Below are 16,075 nucleotides of genomic sequence, written 5' to 3' on the forward strand. Positions count from 1 at the left end.
GTCGATTTTCGAACCGAGCATTTGGCCGAGAGGGGCTGGCGGGCTAAGGTGTGGCGATACTTACGCGATGAGATACCCCATGAGCTCACCTCGCATCACCATCGATGTGTTCAGCGACTATGTCTGCCCTTTCTGCTATTTGGAGGAGCCGGAGCTGGAGGCCCTCAAAGCCCGCTTCGGTGAAGCAATCGCCATTCGCTGGCGGGCCTTCGAGCTGCGCCCAGAGCCCATACCGACGCTAGAGCCCGACGGCGACTACCTGCACGATATCTGGGCACGCGCCGTTTACCCGATGGCAGAAGAACGTGGCATGGCCCTGCGCCTGCCGCGCATCCAGCCGCGCTCCCGGCTGGCCCACGAGGCGACCGCCTGGGCAAAAGACCTCGATGCCCAGAGCATTAGCGAAAAGACCAACATCGCCGACACCCTGCGCTCGGCACTGTTTCGCGGCTTTTTCGAAGATAGCCTCGACCTAGCCGACCCGACGGCCCTGGTGGCCGTGGCCAAGGAGCTCGGCCTGGATGGCGAGTCACTCGAGAATGCGCTGGACGAAGGGCACTATCGCGAGCAGGTACTGGCTGACCAGCGGACTGCACAGGAGCTGGGGATTCAAGGCGTGCCGGGGCTACGCTTCTCGCTCGATGGCGAGCATGCCGGCATCCTCGAAGGCGCACAGCCGCGACGCCAGCTGCTGCTGGCCGTGGAGCGACTGCTCGACCTGATGAAGTAAATGACCCCGTGCCAGCCCGATGAGAGAACGCATGACCGACGGCCCAATCACTGTTTTCGGCGGCACCGGTTTTCTGGGCCGGGCCATCACCCGGGAACTACTGGAAGCCGGCCACAGCGTGCGCATTGCCGCCCGATCACCGCACCTGCCTAAAGACATCGATGATGGCGATCCCATCACGCTTTGCCGCGCGGATATTCAGGATGAGGACAGCGTCGCCCAGGCGCTGGAAGGGGCCAGTGGCGTCGTCAATGCGGTAAGCCTGTATGTGGAATCGCGCCGGCTGACGTTTGATTCCATCCACGTCGAGGGAGCCGGCCGCCTGGCCAGGCTCGCCCACGCAGCGGGCATAAGCCGGCTGGTGCATGTATCAGGAATCGGCGTCGACGAACACTCAGCATCGCCGTATGTGAGCGCCCGCGCCCGGGGCGAAGCGGCCGTGCTCAAGGCCTTCCCCAAGGCCACTTTGCTGCGTCCCAGCGTCCTGTTCGGGCCCGATGACGCCTTCCTGACGACCTTGGAAAAACTCACTCGCTTGCCAGCGATTCCCCTCTTTGGTCAGGGCGAGGCGCAGCTACAGCCCGTCCATGTGAAGGATGTCGCCCGCGCGGTAGGAAAAGTGCTGGGGCCACGCCCACCGGCCTGGCGGCTCTTCGAGCTGGGCGGCGAAGACGCGATGCGCTATCGCGACATCATAAGGCTAGTGATGGCCCACTTACACCGCGACCACCCGCTGGTGCCCATTCCCATGCCGATATGGCGCATGCTGGCCACCCTGCTCTCGCCCCTGCCAAGCCCTCCGCTGACTCACGACCAGCTGTCGCTGCTGGCGCAGGACAACATCGTCGGGCCTGATGTCGGTACCTTCACCGACCTGGGCATCATCCCCCGCTCGCTGCGCGAAAGTCTGCCCGGCTGTTTGATCCCGCCTGAACCACGACACCACTAGTTTTCGCCTCGCTTAGGCCGCTCTTCGATTTTGCTACGCTTTAGATGTGGCTTGTCGCCACGTTTATGCACCAACGGTTCAGGAGGGTGAGCCGTCATGTCGCTTACATCATCAAAAATGATCCGGCTGGGTCGCCCCATGCCAGTTTTCGATTTAGAGGATGCCCACGGCAAGTCGACCAGTAGCAAGCAGTTCATTGACAGCCCCTTGCTGGTGGCCTTTATCTGCAATCACTGTCCGTTCGTTAAGCACATCGCCTACGGATTAGCCGACTTCGCGCAGGAGTACCGCGGCCACGGACTGCAGGTCGTCGCCATCAACAGCAACGACTTCACCAAACACCCGGCTGACAGCCCGGAGCAGATGATTGAAGAGAAACGCCGCCGCGGCTACACCTTTCCCTATCTGGTCGATAAAACGCAGCGAGTCGCCTCCGACTTCGATGCCGCCTGCACACCAGACTTTTTCTTGTTCGACCACCACCATCGTTTGGCCTACCACGGCCAATTCGATGCCAGCCGACCCAGCAAGGATCTGCCAGTCACCGGCAAGGACTTACGAGCGGCCGCCGATTCGGTGCTCGCAGGCACCACCCCGGACCCCGATCAGATGCCCTCGACGGGCTGTAGCATCAAGTGGAAATAAACCCATCGGACCTTGCTAGAGTTTCCAAGGCAGCGGCGGCGGCATAAGGGCCTCGCCGTCGTAGTCGGTAATGCTACCGAAGCGCTCAGCACCGGCTTCCCAGTCCCGCTGCGCCTCCGCGATCTCGGCCTTGCTATGGCCAACGAAGTTCCACCAGATCAGGATCTCCTCATCCAACGGCTCGCCGCCGATCAGAATGGCCCGACCGCCCGCCGGAAGTGACAGCGTAACGTCCTCACGCCCACGCCCCAGATAGGCCAGTTCATTGACCGCAAAGCTCTCACCTTCAATGCCAAGCTCACCTACCAGGGGCAATACGCCGTACTCGAAGTCTTCCCGCAGTGAAAGCCGCAGGGTGCTCTGCCCGCGGCTAAAAAGATCCACCCCCACCAACGGCGAGAACGCCAGGGTCGGCGCCCGCCGGCCGTCGAGCTCACCTGTGAGCAACGTGAAGGTGACACCCTGCTCTTCCCAAGACGGCAGTTCGGGATAGTGATCGAAGCGCGGGACGGTGCGTCGATCCGCTTCCGGCAGCGCGATCCATAACTGAGCGGCATGTAGATGTGTCTCGCCGGGCACCGATTCTTCGGTGTGGCTGATGCCACGGCCCGCCGTCATCAGATTGACCTGGCCAGGGCGAATCACTTGCTGGTTGCCCTGGCTGTCTCGGTGCAAAATCTCGCCCTCGATCATCCAGGTGAACGTCTGCAAGCCGATGTGGGGGTGGGGACCGACCCGCAATCCGCGGGAATCGCCCTTGAAGACGCTCGGCCCGGCATGATCGAGGAAGCACCAGGCCCCTACCAGCCGGCGTTGCCGCGAAGGCAACACGCGGTTGACGGGAATTCCCCCGACATCGGCCGTTCGAGGCCTAACATGCTGAATCTGATGCTTGCCATCAACGACCGGGCAGTCGCGGGACGACCCCAGGTCGCGGTCTTCAATGGGATTGCTCATGGGTGTACCTTTCGGCTGTCATGAATGCGGTTAGTTCTGAGCGGGTAGCTAACCCGCAGCGAACCAGCGTGACTCCGCTGAGTGTAGCCCTGCTTCAGGTAGCGTAGTCGGGCAGCCACCAGCATGACGCCCAAACGAAAACGCCCGCCCCGGCAAGCCGGGGCGGGCGTTATGTTCGGCCCGTCGCATCCATCAGACTGAAGGATGGACGAAACAGACGCCTGGGCGGTATGTGAACCGCGTGCTGTGGCCCTTCAGAAGTGGCTCTTCAAAGGTGGCCAGACTGACTCACTATCTGGCCATCACCCTTCAACAATGGCATGAAGGCCCAAGCGCACGCCCCGAGATTCAACCGCGCCGATAAGTGCCGACCAGGCGGTTCATGCCCAGAATATGCGGCTCGAGCTTGGTCAGCAGCTCGGGCTGTGTGAGGCCCTCGGGCAGATCGGTGTGCGCATCCAACGCCAGCACCCAGAAGTAGTACAGGTGGTCACCATGGCCTTCCGGCGGCATCGGCCCGCTATAGCCGTTCTGGCCGGTATCGTTGACGCCGCTGGTGCCCACCGTCGTCGCCTCGTCCAGCGCAGTGATCTCGGCCGGCAGGTTGTAGAGCAGCCAGTGCACGAAACCATAGCTGCCGTTCTGTACCAGCGGCGCATCCGGGTCATGGCAGATTACCGCGAAGCCCTTGGTGCCTTCGGGAGCGTCTTTCCAACTGAGAGCCGGCGAGACGTTTTCCCCTTCCCCGGTGTGTTTGGCGGGAATGGCCCCGTGGGCTGAGAACGCGGAACTGGTGAGCTGCATGCTCGAAGGTGCAAAGGCCATGAGGGAAACCTCCTGTGGGGTGGATATCGTTGGAAACGAAGTCAGACGTCTTCGCGCATGCGACGCCGCTATATCAGTTCATGATGGTAGCAGATGACTTATTCAACCCGTCGCGCAACGCCGAGGCACTATCTAGACAACTCGCCCCGTCTGCGCATGGGCTCGACTCGTGGGCAGCATGGAAGGCATGGATAAGGCTGCCGAATGAGTGGGCGGGGTGAAGTCAGTGCGACAGGTTAAGTGACAGCAAACGGCCGGGAGACAGGCAGTACCATCTTCCCGTGTTAGCGATGGACGCTCGACGACTTAGGCTCCCGCCTAATCGCGGCCCTTGAGCGTGGTGACGGCATACTCTGAGGAGCCACGGCTTCTTTTCCGCATGGGATTTTCGCTACCAGGGTCTAGGTAGCGAAATGTTCATACTGACGGTGGCCCCGGGCGCCAGGGGAAGCAAGAAGGGCCACGGAAACCACCTCAGAGCATGCCCGCGCCCAGCCTAGTTAACGGTATTGCCTTCAATCAGCATGCCATTGCCTTTGATGGTGCCGTCTTGGCGTAACACCATAGAAGGCCCGTCAATGCTGACCTGATAGCAGGTGGTATCTTCACCGTAGTCGAAGCACATCTCCCCTTCGCGGGTGGTCCAATTGCCTGTATAGCCCTCGCCGTGAATGGTGCCATCCGGCGCATAATATTCGTTGAAGGCGGAACCCGGGGCGCTCATGCTGCCCTGATAGGAGTGGCCGCTAACGGCAGAGGCGATAGCCTCACCGCTGAGCTTCGTATCAGCGGCCGCTGAAGCCGATGTCAGCATTGCGGCTGAAAGGAGAACGGCGGACAACGTCGTGAGGATAGGGGCTCGCAGTGGAATTGTATGCATGGTGATCATTTCCTCTATCTTGTTGAGCCAATGTTTCCAATAAGCTGATGATTCGCAGGAACCTTTGTTATAAACCACCAAGTTCAGCCGGGTTGATCCGCTGAAGGTTTGAGTTGAGGCTGTGCCCATACGGCGACGAGCAGCGCCTGAAGCACTGTGTCAGGAAACATCATTAGAGTCACCTACCCCCAAGAGCGAGCGGCATCTGCGGTACTAGCCGATGGTCAGTCACCTTGCCCAATTACTAGCTTTCACGCCGGCATGAGAAGCGATCGCTGAAGATCCTACCGTAGGCTCCCAGCTCTTCCACTAGCTACTAGCTTCCGTGCTTACTACCGCAGTCATCATGGGAGGAGCAGCATTGGCGATGGGATTTCTATGACGCAAGCGTCGTCTTCAACACGTTCACCGCTGGATCGCCACTTCTATAGCGGAGGGGATACCTGCGGCCATCTACCCGACAGCGGAACGGCAGCTAGCCGCCCAGCGTATGAGATAGCAGGAGCACTCGCGGTGTGGCACCGCGAGTGCCCTCTCGCAGGAGAGTGCTGTCCGGGGTCTAGGTGGAAGCCAGACAGTAACAAGGCAATGCCGAGAGCCTGCAGGACTTGCTTTACCCTAGACGCTTCACCAGAATTCTCGCCCTTTCCCCTTTCCCACTAGGAGACATGCCATGGAACGCCTTTTCATCTACGGAACGCTTGGCCCCGGCCGCCCCAACGAACACGTCATGCAGAAGATCGGCGGCACCTGGGAAGCAGGAAGCATCAAAGGCCGGCTCATCGAAGCGGGTTGGGGCGCCGAGATGGGGTTCCCCGGCTTGGTGCTGGACGACGCCGGCGATGATATCGAAGGCCATGTTTTTGTGTCGGAGAACCTGTCTCAGCATTGGACTGCGCTGGACGACTTTGAAGGGGAAGAGTACCAACGACAACTGACAACGGTGATACTATCCACGGGTGGCACAACTGAAGCCTACGTATACGCTCTACGCTGAAGCACTGATCGCATCGCTGACATTCTGTGGGCGCCGGGTCTTCTTCTCGGAGTCTGACACTATCCCGGTGTGTTTTGCTTTAGGTGTCGACGGTACTCATCCAGCGTTTCACCGGTGAGACGCCGGAACATCGCGATAAACGCTAAGGCAGTGGCATAGCCTAGATCCACGGCAATGCCTTCGACCTTTGCCCCGGGCCTCCTGACGCAGAGGCGCTGCCTCCACACCGACAGCGACCTCTGATTCACTGCGCGGTGCGTCTTTTACCAGAAGGCTGGATCATTGAACGCCTCGACACACTGCACCGCCCCCTTCAGCGGCGTTATCTCAGCCTCTGTGAGCGACTGTGCGAGCCAGCCCTCGGGGTATTGCAGCTTAAACGGCACGGGGATAAATGCCTCAGTGACCAGCGCAAAGCCAACACGCGAGTAGTCGTTCGGATCACCATAGGTCACAGCGATGTCGATCTCCGCCTCACGCAGCGCCGGCAGAGGGGTAGCTTCTACAGACGCTCCGATCATCGGCAACCCGACAGCTATCAGTCAAATGAGATCGTTGGTACTTCTCTGATATTAACGCCGCCAACACGCGCAGCTTTGTAGTGGAGGCGAAGCCGCAACGTAAAAGCTGTCGCCGTGATTGGCCTGGTTATATTTCTTCCGAGATGGCACTTTCTTGGCCGCACGAGTTACAACTAAGGACAAATTCTCCCGAATTTTCTCCACCAACGATATCATAGTCCATGCTCTTGCATTCCGGACACTTGGGTTCGTCATCAAACCCTAAGTATTTAAGGAATAGGTTTTGAATTACAGATACTGCAGAGCATGTAAAAAGAAGGCATATCTTTGCATCTGGGATATTTTTATTGGGAGAATGCACGACTTCGGAAGACTGGTCCCAGGCCGACTCGATTAAATCTCTACAGCGTTTGCGGAGATTGCTATTTCGCTTGCCTACTGCATAGATATTGATGACGGCCTTAGCAATACCTTTGAAATCTGCGGACTTCAACCCATGATCTTTGAGAAGCTCAGGGTTTCCTTTTGCTAAAACCCCAGCCAGCTCAATGAGACTCTCTCTGCAAGTAAGACCGATAGACTGAATGTCTTCTGGTCCGGACACATCGTTTAGCTCAAGTGCCGCACTATTAAGCCTACGGCTTATCGATTTTATGCCATCAATGTCGAGTGGAACTTCGTCGATTACATGTTTGAACGTCTGATGGTGTCTTGCTTGAAGTCTTTGAGTTATCCCCATATGGAACGAGTAGGCCTCGTCAGCCGAGAAGTAGAACTCGTTCTGCGTATACAGGTTCATAGGAGCGCTTTCTCCTTCGACAACCCACCAATTGCCACCGCTAGTCCTAATATTCCATACATGAACCTCATGCCCTAAATCATCAAAAGTTTGCTCTACCTGCATATTTTTGATGTCATCAACATCATTATTTGCAAGGTAAGATGCAATCCTCTGTTCGGCATCTATGCGATATTCAGGTGTCATTTTCCTCTACTTTTCTGATTGCCTTAAATATATAACAGTGATTATACAGAACGCTCGTTTATTGACTTGAACGAGCGAGCGCGTTCAATACTCTTATACTGCCACACCAACCCATTGATTTCTCAATGCATTTCTATTTACGCGGCTATATAGCACCAATAAACGTGCCTACTGCCTTTGCCGGCATGTCTGCTTTGGGTCAAAGCCCGAAGGCAGCTACGAAGCACTTCAAGCGAATATCGGCTTCACCACGCTACCGCCGGGTGAAGCCATTACAGGCAACACCTTCCTGGCAGTCGTGACCGTTTTGGGCACGCCCCTTCCTCGGGGAGATAAGCACTTGCACTCCCCCTAACCTACCGTGCCTTAGCGTTGATTTATATGGTGCTTGATTGGAAATAACAGGGCCAGGCTCGCCGTGCTAGGCAACATCGTCACTGGGGCCGATCCAACAGAAGGGGTTGTAGGCGACCTCCCACAGATGGCCGTCTGGGTCTGCGAAGTAGCCTGAGTAACCGCCCCAGAAGACCTTTTGTGCGGGCTTAACCAGTGTGGCGCCAGCGGCAACTGCCTGGTCGAGAAGCGCATCGACTTCGGCTTCCGAGCCCAGGTTGTGCGCCAGGGCAACCCCACGAAAGCCGCTGCCTTCGGCTGGCACGCCGGCGTCCTCGGTGAGGGCGTCGCGACCATACAACCCGAGCCAGCTACCGTTAAGCGGGAAGAAAGCCACACTCGGCGATGATTCCATGCGCGGCAGGCCTAGCCCCTGCTCGTAGAACCGAACCGAACGAGCGATATCGCTCACACCAAGGGTAATCATGCTGATTCTGGGGTTCATCTGGACTCGCTCCTTCACCATGGCCTTATGCCGTACCCAAAGCTTGGTTGGCTTGGCGCGGGTGCACAAGCCGGAAGGTGTGAGCCAGAAAGCCCCTAGCGTGCTTGAGGCGCAAAAAAACGCCTGCCCGGGGAAACCAGGCAGGCATGAATGTTTGGTATGTCGCGTCGCTAACGGGGGAAGCCTAAGCGCTTAACTGCGCGACTGGCTGGGCTCCCACTGCTGGGCTTTATTGGCCCCCTCAGAAACTCGTCTGGCATGGCTTTTGGTATCAGCAGCAGTGGTATCCGCTGCCACAACGCGATTCTTGCCTCTGCGTTTGGCTTCGTACATCGCATTGTCTGCGCGTTTCAGGGTGTCTTCGTACGAGCGGTCTTCGGGCAGCATTGTCGCTACCCCGATACTGACGGTGGCGGATACACCCTCATCGATACACAGGCGGCTCAGCTCGCGGTTGAAACACTCGTGTAACCGGTGGGCAAACTGAACGGCTTGCCCCATTTCAATATTGGGCAGACCGATCACGAACTCGTCCCCACCGAAGCGGCAAGCAATATCGGTTTTCCTTAGCTCTGAGCGACACACCTTACTGACAGCGACGATGATTTCATCCCCGGCGTAATGCCCCAGGGTGTCATTAACTTTCTTGAGGTTATCGAGGTCAAACATCAGGATGGAGGTCGGCACCGAGTGCCTTGCAAAGGCTTCGTATAGAAGAGTCAGGTCGAGCTCAAGCCTTCTACGGTTGAAAAGCCCGGTAAGCTGATCGGTGTCGCTGAGCTCGCGCAGTTGGACTTCCATTTCGTGTCGCTCGGAAATGTTGCTGGCAACCCAGAGCACCACGTCTTCACCGTCAACCTGAAAATCAAGCGCCTGAATGCGGCCTTCAAACCAAATGGGCTTCCGGGGGCCTGTCCACTGCAAGCCTCTGACATCGGCGCCGCTTAACTCATATTCTCTAATTAAAAGCCTGTGGGAATCCAAAGCCAGCTCGATCTGCTGCAAAAACCAGTCTGCTTTGTCTTTTTTCACTATATCGGCAATGTTCTGACCGACGAGCCCAGTCCCATCGTGGTAGTAACGCGCATCGCGGCCACCGAACACCGCTACGTATTTTCCACTGCGCGACAGTATAAAGACCGGGTCCGGCAGGGCTTCCAGCACAATGCCCATCTGCTCGATGCTAATCATGAAAACGTCCTGCCCTCTCCGTCCGAGAAATCGGAAGCCCTGTGAAGCCTATTGCAGGCAATCGACGGCGCCCTGTCCTGCTGAACATGTCCTAGTCAACATGCAAGCGGCTCTACCCCAACACCCACCGATTGCCTTGGCTGGAACGTGCACCAGCCCAACGCTCGCCGACATCCAGCCGCACTTCGATGCGAAGCACTCTCCCCACGCTGCTGCCAGGTGATGCCATGGTAGGCGCCACTTTTCCTGTCAATCTGAACCAGCAGGTGCCACGCTTCGCAAAACCGGGACCTCGATACTCATAAATTAACCTATTTTTACGTTTATTTACATTAAGATTGTTTGAACATACACAAACACCGGCACGACACTGCCTGGTCAACGTCATCGTTAGAACCCGCTTGTATAAAGCATCCCCTTCGGGGGCCTTCGTCAGGGAATGTCGCAGAGATGCTAACGCCACAAAAACGCCCGCCCCGGCAAGCGGGGCGGGCGTGGGCATCAACGAGGTAAGCTACTGACTTTTTAAAACCTAGGACGGAAAGCTGAACTGGGCGCTCTCCTGGGCGCTGCGCTGCGGCCAGCGCTGGGAAACCGCCTTGCGGCGGGTATAGAAGCGCACGGCATCTGGCCCATAGGCATGCAGATCGCCGAACAGCGAGTCCTTCCAGCCGCCGAAGCTGTGGAAGGCAACCGGCACCGGCAGCGGCACGTTGATACCCACCATGCCGACCTCGATGGCATCGGCGAAGCGGCGCCCGGCCTCGCCATCGCGGGTGAACACGCAGGTGCCGTTGCCGTACTGGTGGGCGTTGATCAGCGCGATGGCCTCTTCGAAGGTCTCGACGCGTACCACGCACAGTACCGGGCCGAAAATCTCGTCGCGGTAGATGCTCATTTCCGGGGTGACTCGATCGAACAGGGTCGCGCCGAGGAAGTAGCCCTTTGATCCCTCGACCAGCGGATGCTGGCGACCGTCGACGACCAGCTCTGCGCCGGCAGCGGCGCCCTGCTCGATGTAGCCAGCAACCTTGTCGCGCTGGCCGGCGTTGATCAGCGCGCCCATGTCGAGGCCCTTCTCGGTGCCCGGGCCGATCTTGAGTTCGCGGGCCTGGCCTGCCAGGCGCTCGACCAGAGCATCGGCGGTGGCCTCACCCACGCACACGGCCACCGAAATCGCCATGCAGCGCTCGCCGGCACTACCGTAAGCGGCGCCGATCAGGGTGCTGGCGGCGTTATCGATGTCCGCATCCGGCAGCACCACGGCATGGTTCTTGGCGCCACCCAATGCCTGGACGCGCTTGCCCTGCTGGGTGCCGCCTTCGTAAATCTTGCGCGCCACCGGCGTAGAGCCGACAAAGCTCAGCGCGCGGACCTCGGGCGCCTCGATGAGCGCATCGACGGCTTCGCGGTCGCCGTGGACGACGCTGAACAGCCCCCTTGGCAGCCCTGCTTCGTCGAGCAGTTCGGCCATCTTCACGGCGGCCGAGGGCGCCTGTTCGGAAGGCTTGAGAATGAAGGCATTGCCACAGGCCAGCGCCATCGGGTACATCCACAGCGGTACCATGGCCGGGAAGTTAAACGGCGTGATGCCGGCGACGATGCCCAGCGGCTGGTGGTTCGACCAGGTATCGATGCCGGGGCCGGCATTATGGGAATACTCGCCCTTGAGCAGCTCCGGCACGCCGCAGGCGTACTCGACGTTCTCGATGCCGCGCTTGAGTTCGCCCATGGCGTCCTCGAGCACCTTGCCGTGCTCTTCGCTGATCAGCGCGCAGATCTCCTCGGCATCACGTTCGAGCAGCGTCTTGAAGCGATACATCACTTGGGCGCGCTTGGCCGGCGGCATGTCGCGCCAGGCGGGCTGGGCCTCGCGGGCGGCGTCGATGGCGCGCTGCACGGTGGCGGTATCGGCCATCGCCAGGCGCCGCACGGGTTCGGCGGTGGCCGGGTTGATCACCTCGAGGGTGCGTTCGCTAGCGACGGCTTCACCGGCGATGTGATGGTTCAGGGTATGCATCAGGGGATGACTCCAACCTCGGGTCGTGTTCTCAGTGTTCGGGCCGGGCCTTGCCCGGCGTGTCTTGTGCGAGCGTGCTCAGACCTGACGGCCCAGCAGGGCTTCATCGAACGGATAGCGTGAGAGCTTCTCGATGCCGGTGTCGGTGACCAGCACTTCTTCCTCGAGCTTGACGCCGTCGGCACCGCCGACCTCGCCGATATAGCTCTCGACGGAGACCACCATGCCGGGCTCGAGGATGCCGTCCTTCGAGAAGCGGTCGAAGTCCATATGGTGAGCCACCAGCGGCGTTTCGCCGTGCATGCCAACGCCATGAATGATCGACGGATAGCGACGATCAAGAAAGCGCTCGGGAATCTTCCAGGCCTTTTCCGCGATCTCGCGATAGCTCATGCCGGGCCTGAGGATCGACATGTTGTGGTGCACCTGATCATAGGCCATCTGGTAGAGGCTCTGCTGGTAGCCGCTGGGGCGGCCCGGCCCGACATGGAAGGTGCGCGAGAAATCGGAGTAGTAGCCGTGACAGCCGATGGTGTCGGTGTCCAGCGCGATCAACTCGCCGGGACGTACGACGCGGTCGCTCGCCTCGTTGAACCAGGGGTTGGTGCGCGGGCCGGAAGACAGCAGCCGCGTCTCGATGAACTCGCCGCCCTGCTTGATGACGTTGCCATAGAGAGTCGCAAACAGCTCGGTCTCGGTGATGCCCGGCTTGATGGCGGCTTCCACTTCGGCCACTGCGGCCTCGCTACCGGCCATCGACTGTGCCAGGCAGGCGATCTCTTCCGGCGTCTTGATGCGGCGGCAGTGCAAGGTGTCCTGCATGCAGTCGAAGACCTCGAGGCCCTGGGCCTCCAGCGAGCGAGCCAGGTTCAGGGCGCAGCGGTCCAGGCCGATCTTCTTGTTGCCTTGGCCGTGCTCTTCCATCAGTTCGGCGATCTCGATGCCGAAGGGATCCGAGGACAGGTTGTCGCGCTGGTTGACTGCCGACCACACCACCTTGGAGGTGCGCGATTCATCGATGGTCTCGAGCCAGGTCGAGACGTGGGCGCTGCCCGGGTACTCGAAAAGGATCACCGGGCCTTCCAACGGCACATAGATATAGCGCGTGGAGTTGCGCAGGAAGTAGCCGAACATGTTGCGCGAACCGGTGGCATAGCGCTGGTTGTAGGGGTCGAACAGCACCACGGCGCCATAGCCCTGCTCGGCCATCATCTGGCGCAGGCGCTTGAGACGCCCGGTACGCAGCTGCACCGGGTCGAAGGCGGTGGGAATGCTGTCGCCGTTGCCCACGGGCGCCGAAGGCACCACCGGGATAGTGGCGGGTTCGTTGTCGGTCAGGTTGTCGAAATCGACGATGCTCATGATCAAGCTCTCTGTTTATTCGTTGCCGTATTCGCGGGGAATCTGCATAGGTCCGACCGTGGCGTCATCGCCTTCAGTCGGCCAGGCTGTCGCTGCGCTGCATGCCCTCTTCGAGCAGCCGTTCGTGAACCGGGGCCATGCGACCGAAGATGCGCTTGGCGCGCTCGGGGCGGCCGATGAAGCCCGGTTCCTTGGCGTAGGCGAAAATCACGGTATGGCGCTCGCGGTCGCCCTCTACCGGGGTGACTCGGTGCAGCGAATAACGGCCGAAGAACACCTGCAGATCCCCCGGCTGAAGGTCGAGAGACTTGAGTCGCGAGCGGTCGCCGTCGATGACCTGCTCGACCGCGTCGAAGTTTTCGCCTTCGGGGCTGCGGATGCCAGGGGCGTACTCGAAGCGCCCGCCGCCTTCGGACTGGCGAGTCATCATGGTGACGATGAATTCGTTGGTGTCGTAGTGCCAGGGATGCTGGCAGCCTTCGCGCAGCACATTGACGACCAGATCCGCCAGGGGGTCGGCGTACTGGTGGATCTCCTCCATGCCCACCACGCTTGCGATGAAGTGCTGAAATCCGGGGTGGGAATAGACCTGGCGGATGATGGTATCGCCGTCGATGCGGTCACCGGCAACGAAGCCGTTGGTGCGGTCATCGAAGCGGTTCTTGGGATGCGAGGCCGGCAGGCTCGGGTCGGCGTCGCTGTTGTAGGGGTTGGTCTCGGTCTGGTTGTAGTGCGCCTGCGGCGACAGGCGCTCGGTCTCGCGTTCGAGCCGCGCCAGGGCCTCTTCGGGCACGAAGCCCTTGAGCACCACACAGCCATCCTGGCCAAGCTGCTGTCGGCATTCGGCGATCAGCTCGCGCCCGCGGTCCCCCTCCAGGTGGTGAATGGGGTAACGTTCCAGGTCGATCAGCCCCTGCAGTGAAGTATCGTCTTCCTGAATGCGGTGGCTTTGCATGTCGTTGCTCCTGCCTGATCAATAACGTATAGACAGGGTAGAGAGACAGGATTAATAATAGAAATGAATGGTTCAGATATAAAAGATTGCAAGGGCTCATAGATCATGGATACCGACCTGCTACGCGCCTTCGTGACGGTGGCCGAATGCGAAGGGTTCAGCGCCGCCGGCAAGGTACTGCACCGCACTCAGTCTGCCGTCAGCCTGCAGATCAAACGCCTCGAAGACCAGATGGGCGAGTCGTTGTTCGAGCGCACCAGTCGCAGTGTAGTACTGACACCGCCCGGCGGCCGCCTGCTGCCCTACGCACGTCATATCTTGAAGCTGCAGGACGAGGCGCAGCGGGTCATGGGCGTGGAGCGCCAGGGCGAGTTGATCCGGCTTGGTACCTCCGAAGAGCAGGCCAGTACCTACCTGCCCGAGCTACTGCCGCGCTTTGCCGCCCGCTTTCCCGAAGTGCGCCTCGAAGTCATCTGCAGCATCAGTGGCTCGCTGGTACATGACTTTCAGGAAGGCCTGTTGGATGCCGCCCTGGTGGTTCGCCACGGGCCGACCCAGACCGGCAGGCTGCTAGGACGCGAGCCGATGGTTTGGGTAGTAGCCGAGGATTGTTCGGTCAGCGACTGGGAAACGCTACCACTCGCCATGAATCCCGAAGGTTGCACCTTCCGCGCCCATGCCTTTGCGGCACTGGGCCCTACCGACTGGCGCTGGGACGTGCGCTACTCAAGCCAATCTCCCACCGGTATCAACCTACCGGTTCAGGCGGGTCTGGCGGTCACCGTCAAGACCCCGCGCAGCGTTCCCGAAGGCTGTCGTATCGTCGGCGATGACGAAGGGCTACCACCGCTTGGGCATGTCGAGATCGAACTGCACCGCACGCCGGGGCATTCAAGCGATGCCTTCACCGCCTTCTGCGATGAGCTGGAAGCCATCGTCACCGGCACCGACTCGCTGGAGTCGCTCAAGTATGTGGCAAGCCAAGGAGCAGGTGACTAGTCTTTCTTAGGCTCGACCGCGCCTGGCCACTAATGGGCCACCAACAGGAGTCGCTTGTCATGGAGTACGACATTCAGTTGAAGCGTATCTATGCGCCACCGGAGGTAGACGACGGGGCGCGCGTGCTGGTTGACCGGCTGTGGCCCCGGGGGAAACGCCGAGAAACGCTGGCACTGAGTGACTGGTACCGCGATGCCTCACCCTCCAATGGCCTGCGCCGCGACTGGCATCAAGAAAAGATCAGCCACGGCGTTTTCACTCGCCGCTATCGTTGGGAAATGGCGGATGCCAAGGACTGCCTGCTGCCGCTGATGCGCTTGGCACGTCGCGGCCGGCTGACGCTGCTATCCGCCGCGCGAGACCTCGAACAATCTCACCTGCCGATCCTGCGCGAGGCGCTGCTTGAAGCACTCACCGTGGAAGACCGCGAGGCAGACGACAGCGCCCCCAGCTCGCCGCCCTGCTATGCCACCTCAATGCCCGACGAGCCTGCAGCCAACCAACGACCGGAATCTTGAGACGCCGCCAGCCGGCGCCGAGCCAAAGCCGCGCAAACCGACGAGTTAACCACTTACCCACTATTCGCTTGTCTCTGGCCAGTCGCCCGGCTGGCTGGCACTATTTCACGCATGACCCGACGCCTACTGATTGTGGCCCATGCGCCCTCCCCCAATACCCAGCGCCTGCGCGAGGCCGCCGAGCGCGGCGCACGCCACCCGGATCTCGATGACATCGAGGTAAGCGTAAAAGCACCGCTCGACGCGGGGCCCGACGACATTCGCGGCTGCGATGCCATCCTGCTCGGCACTACCGAAAATCTGGGCTACATGAGCGGGGCGCTGAAAGACTTCTTCGACCGCAGCTACTACGCCGTGCTCGAGGAGAAACAAGGCCTGCCCTGCGCGCTCTATGTGCGTGCCGGCCATGACGGCACCGGCACCCGTCGAGCAGTGGAGTCGATCGTCACCGGGCTGCGCTGGCGTTGGGTGCAGGAGCCGCTGATCCTGCGCGGTGATTGGCAGGAGGCCTTCGCCGATCAAGTAGAGGAACTGGGACTCTATCTGGCCGCCGGGCTGGATGCCGGGATCTGGTGAACGGCGTTCTGAACTGGAAACGGCGCCCCTAAAGAGGCTGTGTGAAAACAGCCTCCTAAGCTGGCAAGATAGCCGTGAACTCACCCGTTCACGGCTATTTTTGTATGCGACACCTACAAGGACAGCC

The 16,075-nt window shown here is 60.0% G+C and carries 18 protein-coding genes; 7 read left to right on the plus strand and 11 right to left on the minus strand.

What is annotated here, in order from left to right; genetic code table 11:
- The first annotated feature begins 79 nt into the window (after nt 1-79).
- The 3 genes from BLR71_RS16460 (at nt 80) to BLR71_RS16470 (ending at nt 2,324) form a co-directional block, all read left to right on the plus strand.
- Nucleotides 80-730, plus strand: a complete 651-nt coding sequence (locus BLR71_RS16460) for a DsbA family oxidoreductase (RefSeq protein ID WP_092528797.1) — start codon at nt 80-82, stop codon at nt 728-730.
- A 31-nt stretch (nt 731-761) separates the two neighbouring features.
- Nucleotides 762-1,679 carry a complex I NDUFA9 subunit family protein gene (locus BLR71_RS16465; RefSeq protein WP_092528799.1) on the plus strand — a complete coding sequence of 306 codons (918 nt, stop codon included), beginning with the start codon at nt 762-764 and terminating at the stop codon, nt 1,677-1,679.
- A gap of 96 nt (nt 1,680-1,775) precedes the next feature.
- Complete coding sequence (locus tag BLR71_RS16470; RefSeq protein ID WP_092528801.1) at nt 1,776-2,324, plus strand: thioredoxin family protein; 549 nt, start codon at nt 1,776-1,778, stop codon at nt 2,322-2,324.
- 15 nt (nt 2,325-2,339) lie between these two features.
- Here the strand turns inward: BLR71_RS16470 and BLR71_RS16475 are convergent, their stop codons facing one another.
- The 3 genes from BLR71_RS16475 to BLR71_RS16485 all read right to left on the minus strand — a co-directional run bounded on the left by BLR71_RS16475 (nt 2,340) and on the right by BLR71_RS16485 (nt 4,986).
- Nucleotides 2,340-3,281 (minus strand): pirin family protein, encoded by a 942-nt coding sequence (locus tag BLR71_RS16475; RefSeq protein WP_092528803.1) that lies wholly within the window; start codon nt 3,279-3,281, stop codon nt 2,340-2,342.
- 348 nt (nt 3,282-3,629) lie between these two features.
- A complete protein-coding gene (locus tag BLR71_RS16480) occupies nt 3,630-4,106 on the minus strand; it encodes a YbhB/YbcL family Raf kinase inhibitor-like protein (RefSeq protein ID WP_092528805.1) in 477 nt (158 codons plus the stop codon).
- Between the two features lie 496 nt (nt 4,107-4,602).
- Nucleotides 4,603-4,986, minus strand: coding sequence for a hypothetical protein (locus BLR71_RS16485; RefSeq protein WP_139172666.1), 384 nt, complete (start codon nt 4,984-4,986; stop codon nt 4,603-4,605).
- Between the two features lie 673 nt (nt 4,987-5,659).
- On the opposite strand from BLR71_RS16485, the gene BLR71_RS16490 reads away from it, so the two are divergent.
- Nucleotides 5,660-5,983 carry a gamma-glutamylcyclotransferase family protein gene (locus BLR71_RS16490; protein WP_092528809.1) on the plus strand — a complete coding sequence of 108 codons (324 nt, stop codon included), beginning with the start codon at nt 5,660-5,662 and terminating at the stop codon, nt 5,981-5,983.
- Nucleotides 5,984-6,042: 59 nt separating this feature from the next.
- On the opposite strand, the gene BLR71_RS16495 is transcribed toward BLR71_RS16490, so the two are convergent.
- The 8 genes from BLR71_RS16495 to BLR71_RS16530 all read right to left on the minus strand — a co-directional run bounded on the left by BLR71_RS16495 (nt 6,043) and on the right by BLR71_RS16530 (nt 13,855).
- Nucleotides 6,043-6,231, minus strand: a complete 189-nt coding sequence (locus tag BLR71_RS16495; protein WP_092528811.1) for a helix-turn-helix domain-containing protein — start codon at nt 6,229-6,231, stop codon at nt 6,043-6,045.
- Nucleotides 6,232-6,246: 15 nt separating this feature from the next.
- Entirely contained in the window at nt 6,247-6,504 is a 258-nt protein-coding gene (locus tag BLR71_RS16500) for a hypothetical protein (RefSeq protein ID WP_175491716.1), read from the minus strand.
- A gap of 127 nt (nt 6,505-6,631) precedes the next feature.
- Nucleotides 6,632-7,489, minus strand: coding sequence for a hypothetical protein (locus BLR71_RS16505; RefSeq protein ID WP_092528813.1), 858 nt, complete (start codon nt 7,487-7,489; stop codon nt 6,632-6,634).
- Nucleotides 7,490-7,910: 421 nt separating this feature from the next.
- Nucleotides 7,911-8,327: a VOC family protein gene (locus BLR71_RS16510; RefSeq protein WP_092528815.1), complete on the minus strand. Its 417-nt coding sequence runs from the start codon at nt 8,325-8,327 to the stop codon at nt 7,911-7,913.
- A gap of 192 nt (nt 8,328-8,519) precedes the next feature.
- Nucleotides 8,520-9,518, minus strand: coding sequence for a GGDEF domain-containing protein (locus tag BLR71_RS16515; RefSeq protein WP_092528817.1), 999 nt, complete (start codon nt 9,516-9,518; stop codon nt 8,520-8,522).
- 532 nt (nt 9,519-10,050) lie between these two features.
- Complete coding sequence (locus BLR71_RS16520) at nt 10,051-11,538, minus strand: CoA-acylating methylmalonate-semialdehyde dehydrogenase (RefSeq protein WP_092528819.1); 1,488 nt, start codon at nt 11,536-11,538, stop codon at nt 10,051-10,053.
- Nucleotides 11,539-11,616: 78 nt separating this feature from the next.
- Nucleotides 11,617-12,900, minus strand: coding sequence for a M24 family metallopeptidase (locus BLR71_RS16525; protein ID WP_092528821.1), 1,284 nt, complete (start codon nt 12,898-12,900; stop codon nt 11,617-11,619).
- A 73-nt stretch (nt 12,901-12,973) separates the two neighbouring features.
- Nucleotides 12,974-13,855: a HalD/BesD family halogenase gene (locus tag BLR71_RS16530; protein ID WP_092528823.1), complete on the minus strand. Its 882-nt coding sequence runs from the start codon at nt 13,853-13,855 to the stop codon at nt 12,974-12,976.
- A gap of 105 nt (nt 13,856-13,960) precedes the next feature.
- Between BLR71_RS16530 and BLR71_RS16535 the strand changes: the two genes are divergently transcribed.
- From BLR71_RS16535 to BLR71_RS16545, 3 genes are all read left to right on the plus strand, one after another.
- Nucleotides 13,961-14,854 (plus strand): LysR family transcriptional regulator, encoded by an 894-nt coding sequence (locus BLR71_RS16535; RefSeq protein ID WP_092528825.1) that lies wholly within the window; start codon nt 13,961-13,963, stop codon nt 14,852-14,854.
- A 59-nt stretch (nt 14,855-14,913) separates the two neighbouring features.
- On the plus strand, nt 14,914-15,372 hold the full coding sequence (locus BLR71_RS16540) for a DUF488 domain-containing protein (RefSeq protein ID WP_092528827.1): 459 nt from the start codon (nt 14,914-14,916) through the stop codon (nt 15,370-15,372).
- Nucleotides 15,373-15,483: 111 nt separating this feature from the next.
- Nucleotides 15,484-15,948, plus strand: a complete 465-nt coding sequence (locus BLR71_RS16545) for a flavodoxin family protein (RefSeq protein ID WP_092528829.1) — start codon at nt 15,484-15,486, stop codon at nt 15,946-15,948.
- Nucleotides 15,949-16,075 lie beyond the last annotated feature (127 nt).

Source organism: Onishia taeanensis (assembly GCF_900100755.1).
In the GTDB taxonomy this organism is placed as follows: domain Bacteria; phylum Pseudomonadota; class Gammaproteobacteria; order Pseudomonadales; family Halomonadaceae; genus Onishia; species Onishia taeanensis.

What these genes read in the sequence shown, in the direction of transcription:
- BLR71_RS16460 (WP_092528797.1), top strand. Translation starts at nt 80, where the DNA reads ATGAGCTCACCTCGCATCACCATCGATGTGTTCAGCGACTATGTCTGC.
- BLR71_RS16465 (WP_092528799.1), top strand. Translation starts at nt 762, where the DNA reads ATGACCGACGGCCCAATCACTGTTTTCGGCGGCACCGGTTTTCTGGGC.
- BLR71_RS16470 (WP_092528801.1), top strand. Translation starts at nt 1,776, where the DNA reads ATGTCGCTTACATCATCAAAAATGATCCGGCTGGGTCGCCCCATGCCA.
- BLR71_RS16475 (WP_092528803.1), bottom strand. Translation starts at nt 3,281, where the DNA reads ATGAGCAATCCCATTGAAGACCGCGACCTGGGGTCGTCCCGCGACTGC.
- BLR71_RS16480 (WP_092528805.1), bottom strand. Translation starts at nt 4,106, where the DNA reads ATGGCCTTTGCACCTTCGAGCATGCAGCTCACCAGTTCCGCGTTCTCA.
- BLR71_RS16485 (WP_139172666.1), bottom strand. Translation starts at nt 4,986, where the DNA reads ATGCATACAATTCCACTGCGAGCCCCTATCCTCACGACGTTGTCCGCC.
- BLR71_RS16490 (WP_092528809.1), top strand. Translation starts at nt 5,660, where the DNA reads ATGGAACGCCTTTTCATCTACGGAACGCTTGGCCCCGGCCGCCCCAAC.
- BLR71_RS16500 (WP_175491716.1), bottom strand. Translation starts at nt 6,504, where the DNA reads ATGATCGGAGCGTCTGTAGAAGCTACCCCTCTGCCGGCGCTGCGTGAG.
- BLR71_RS16505 (WP_092528813.1), bottom strand. Translation starts at nt 7,489, where the DNA reads ATGACACCTGAATATCGCATAGATGCCGAACAGAGGATTGCATCTTAC.
- BLR71_RS16510 (WP_092528815.1), bottom strand. Translation starts at nt 8,327, where the DNA reads ATGAACCCCAGAATCAGCATGATTACCCTTGGTGTGAGCGATATCGCT.
- BLR71_RS16515 (WP_092528817.1), bottom strand. Translation starts at nt 9,518, where the DNA reads ATGATTAGCATCGAGCAGATGGGCATTGTGCTGGAAGCCCTGCCGGAC.
- BLR71_RS16520 (WP_092528819.1), bottom strand. Translation starts at nt 11,538, where the DNA reads ATGCATACCCTGAACCATCACATCGCCGGTGAAGCCGTCGCTAGCGAA.
- BLR71_RS16525 (WP_092528821.1), bottom strand. Translation starts at nt 12,900, where the DNA reads ATGAGCATCGTCGATTTCGACAACCTGACCGACAACGAACCCGCCACT.
- BLR71_RS16530 (WP_092528823.1), bottom strand. Translation starts at nt 13,855, where the DNA reads ATGCAAAGCCACCGCATTCAGGAAGACGATACTTCACTGCAGGGGCTG.
- BLR71_RS16535 (WP_092528825.1), top strand. Translation starts at nt 13,961, where the DNA reads ATGGATACCGACCTGCTACGCGCCTTCGTGACGGTGGCCGAATGCGAA.
- BLR71_RS16540 (WP_092528827.1), top strand. Translation starts at nt 14,914, where the DNA reads ATGGAGTACGACATTCAGTTGAAGCGTATCTATGCGCCACCGGAGGTA.
- BLR71_RS16545 (WP_092528829.1), top strand. Translation starts at nt 15,484, where the DNA reads ATGACCCGACGCCTACTGATTGTGGCCCATGCGCCCTCCCCCAATACC.